The sequence below is a fragment of the Bartonella sp. AU18XJBT genome, from assembly GCF_028618595.1.
Classification (GTDB): Bacteria; Pseudomonadota; Alphaproteobacteria; order Rhizobiales; family Rhizobiaceae; genus Bartonella.
Genome location: NZ_JAQITE010000075.1, coordinates 1 through 4,280, shown reverse-complemented (window position 1 = coordinate 4,280; position 4,280 = coordinate 1). Strand labels below are relative to the sequence as shown.

Sequence of the window (4,280 nt, the reverse complement as noted above, 5' to 3'; positions counted from 1 at the left end):
CAACAACAACAATCTTGAGATGACCGCCGCTTAAATCTTGCTCAGGCAAATAAGCCCGCACCGCAATATAGCCGCGCTTCATATAAAGCTTGGTCACCGCTTTGAGCACTTTGTTGATTTCGGCAATCCCCAAACACCGCCCTTCCCAAAGAGAAATAGCTTCATGAAGATCGGTGTGAGAAATCAACTGAGCACCAACAAACTCAATGCTTTTGATCAGCAAACAGGTTGTACCAGACGAAGCTCCATAGGCAGATGTAGTATCATCGTCATCTGACAAAGATATCCCATGGGTTTCGTTTCTACGATGTAATTGCTGAAAACGCTGTTGTTGCGTTTGTTGGCGTTGGATGCTCTCTGATTGATTAATCGCTTTCTCACGAATGTTGTGGGCAAAACTTGGCAACGAGAAAAGGCACGAAATAGCCGCACAAATAAGAGTGAAAAAAAATCTATGCATTCATTGTACCCTCAAAGTGAGTAACAAAATGAACCATATCGTCAGCGTCACAGAAAAAATCGCCAACCGCGTAACAATTTTTTAATTTTTTGATGAGAATAATACTTCTAAAATCTAAGCAAAAAGCATAGACTGTATTGTATAGACCTGCTTTATTAGTTGTGCAAACCATATCATTTCCCCCGCTTTTGAAGATTTTACAATGACGCTGTTAAATGACAATCATACACTCTATATGCTTCTTAATTTTAAGGTGTTGCATGTAATATAATCTTGAGCTTCAAGTAAAGACTCTTATTCATAGAATAGACCAAATTTATTGGAACTGTTACATATTAGAGACAACAAGAAACACTCCATTATCATCGCTTGATAAGAAAAATAGCATGACAATAGCTTATTACTAAAATAAGCAAAAAACGCGATAATAATACAGATATAAGTTTAAGAAGTGCCTCTCTGCTTACTTACTAAAACCATAACAAAAGAAGATATCTTTTATTATGGTTATGGTCTGCTTTATTCAGAATATCGCACTCGTTATGCTGATAACCTCTCTAAAGAATTGCCTCGTATCCTTTGTGTTAAAAGCGCTGAAGATTTTTGGAAATTTGTAACAGCAGAGCGTGAACTCAGTCATTTGCACGTAAATTATGAAGATGTGGAACCTTATCCCGTGACCTTTAAAAAGGGTAATCCAAAAGTTACAGAGATCTCTAATCCCGAAAAGTTTTATTATGTGACTGAAATGAAATTCGCAAAAGCAGGTAAAGAGGAAGATAAATCAACTGTTATTTATAACAGTAATATCATCATGACAGATATCCCTCTTGAAGCTTATGAGTATATCGTCAATGGTAAACCCGCTCTTGAATAGGTTATGGGGCGTCAATGTGTAAAAACAGATAAAAAGAGTGGTATTGTGAATGATGCCAATCGCTATGCTGTTGAAACCATTGGCAACCCTGCTTATCCATTAGAATTATTTCAAAGGGTTATTACTGTAAGTTTAGAGACAATGAAAATTGTTAAGAACCTACCAAAATTGGAAATTAGAGAAACTGAATAACTTATAAAGCATGCTCACATAATGGGCATGCTAATCTTATTAAAGCCGCTTATGTATTAGTTTAAATAAAAGTTTATTTTATCATCTGTTATGAGATAACTAAGATAGGAAAGAATTACGTTATCAGAAATCCTTTAATGGACTTTTGTAAATTTTGTAAACGTATCATCTTGTGAGTTGATTACCTATAATCTTAAAAGGAATAATTTATCATGCGTTATTCTAAAAAGAAATCATTTGCACTTTTAGATACTCTTATTTGGATTGCTTTAAGACTTATAAGAAATCCACTCTTAAACAGAATACGCTTCTTTTGGATTGCCTTTAAAAGATTATATCGCAATCTCAAATGATAGCTTTATTGTTATCAAAAGCTTTGTTTAAAGAGAGTTATGTATATTCATTTTGCTTATAGGTTTTGAAGGTGTAAAAACCGTCAAAACCCCCTCAAAACGTATATTATTAGTTGAATTTATAGGTTGTAATGTCAATATAGGTTGTTTTTTGAAGATCTGTAAAATACTAACCACTTGAAATATAACGTTTTTATTTTTTGCTATTTTTTTATATAATAGCAGCAACCGTCAAAACTCAAAACCTCTTCAAAACTCATAACCATAATGATCTTGATAGCATTTCTTATGATTATACCCCCTTTCTTTTGAAAGGCTTTAAAGGATCACATGTTTTTTTAAGACGTGTTTAATCACTCACTAAAATCATAAGGTTATCTATTTAAATAAACTGATAAAAATTCATACAAGGGATTTTAATAACGTAATCAGTTTTTACTTTCATACGCTTTTCATAAGACATGTTGTAATTACTTACTAAAATAATCATTTTGTCAGTTCAATTTACTGACACATAACTGACAAGTTTTAATCAATTCACATCATTGGTTATCTTTAAAGATTGTACAATTGATATGAATTATGTCTTAAAAGTATTAAGATATTGAAATATAATGTTTTTAATTTTTCTCATTAAAAAAAATAATATAGGGGTTAGAGTTAACTGACAAAACTGACATCACTGACAAAAGCCTATTAAAAGGAATTTTACTGATCTCTATAATTATCAATCTCTCTTTAGATATTTTCATAACAGTCTATAAATCGCAATTATCTTATTTATCGTTTCTCTGATGAAAATGAAAAATGATGCCATGGCTATAGCTATAAAGCACGCGTGAAAAAGCAGGCTTTCATAATCAAAATGCAAATGAAAGCATTGGTTATAAGAGCGCGGCTTTATTAAGGTTGTTTACATTAGAGATCTTTATAAACAAAATTCACAAAAAAATTTAAATTCATTTAGTAAAAAACAGATAGGTTATAAAGATAAAAATACGCATGATGAGAGCGTTTCTAAATATTATAAATGTATAGATTCAGAAAATAATGCAATCGTTTAAGAAAGCCAATAATATAGCTTTAAAAGCACATAAATATAAAAGAAGCAATTAATAAGCATAATACATTATCAACACGCAACGTATTTAAAAAAATACAAAAAAATATCAAAAAAGATAAAATAGTATTTGACAATAAATACGTATTTTGTTATATACATAATCAAGTGATTGAAAAACACTTTGTGATAAGCGGATAGGCTACGAAACAGCCTTTCCAAAGTCTTTAAAAACTGACTATCTTTTATGCTGTAATTAGCATATATGATGATTTTGTCGGGTGTGCTTACATCATACAATACCCTTATGGGAAAAGTGTAAGCAACGGACTTATCACCGTGTTTTTCAACACCCGGCGCCCTTATAGGGTTGTCAATTGAAAAACAATTTTATGATAAGGTTTTAAATATGACAAATATCTCAAACAACCCCCCCGTTAATAAACAAGAGCCTGCCAAAAAATACGAATTTATTGATGATTGTGAATATATCGATAGTCATTTCTTAAAGCGAATTAGAGCCTTAAGAGATTTTGATGATGTCAAAAAAGGTGACCTCGGTGGCTATATTGAAAATGAAGATAACCTCTCTCATGATGGCAATTGCTGGGTTTACGATAAAGCGCGGGTCTTTCAAAATGCACGCGTCTTTGGAAATGCTAAAGTGAAAAGCTTTTTTGTTGATGTCTATGGTAATGCTCAAATTTATGGAAATGCTATTTTTGAAGGTATGACATTAAAGGACAATGCAAAACTTTCAGGCAATGCGCATGCTAGCAACGCCGTGATTATTGAAGGCAATGCACAAATTTATGATAACGCCCGTGTCACTGATCATGCCCATATTTCTGATAATGCCGTTATTTGTGATGATGCTCATGTCGGTGGCAATGCAAAAATAAGTGGCTCTGCTTATATCTGTGATGAATCGCGTGTTTTTGATGATGCTGTTATTTGTGATGCTCTTGTCTCAGGCAATTCTTATATTCATAGCAATGCCTCTCTAACTGCTAATGAAGATATCTGTGATGATGCATATCCCGAATTTGGTAGCGAAGATGATTATTATCGTCATGAGTATTATGCTGATTGTGAGGGGTATTATGATCATGATGATAACAGCGAATATGAAACTGAAGCTGCGTAAATAAGACACGGGCGCGGCGGGGGCGCCCCCTCTTTAAATATCTCATTTTAAAATTTAAATCTCTTTATAAAGGAATTGTGCCATGCAAAAGAAATTTGCACTCACAAATGAGACACGTGTAATTAATAATCATACCCTTTATCGCATTAAAGCATTAAAAGACTTTGCTGATGTTAAAGCAGGTACTTTAG

At 32.8% G+C, this 4,280-nt stretch carries 2 protein-coding genes and 1 pseudogene; 2 read left to right on the top strand and 1 reads right to left on the bottom strand.

Going from position 1 to position 4,280, the window contains the following annotated elements; all coding sequences use genetic code 11:
* Window positions 1-460, bottom strand: a 460-nt coding sequence (locus tag PVV60_RS09620) for a POTRA domain-containing protein (RefSeq protein ID WP_273724565.1), incomplete at its 3' end; no start/stop codon positions are given.
* Between the two features lie 472 nt (window positions 461-932).
* Here PVV60_RS09620 and PVV60_RS09615 point away from each other — a divergent pair.
* Window positions 933-1,529 (top strand): annotated as a pseudogene (locus PVV60_RS09615) (type ISP restriction/modification enzyme); the annotation flags it as partial.
* 1,822 nt (window positions 1,530-3,351) lie between these two features.
* Entirely contained in the window at window positions 3,352-4,089 is a 738-nt protein-coding gene (locus PVV60_RS09610; protein WP_273724564.1) for a hypothetical protein, read from the top strand.
* The last annotated feature ends 191 nt before the right edge of the window (window positions 4,090-4,280 follow it).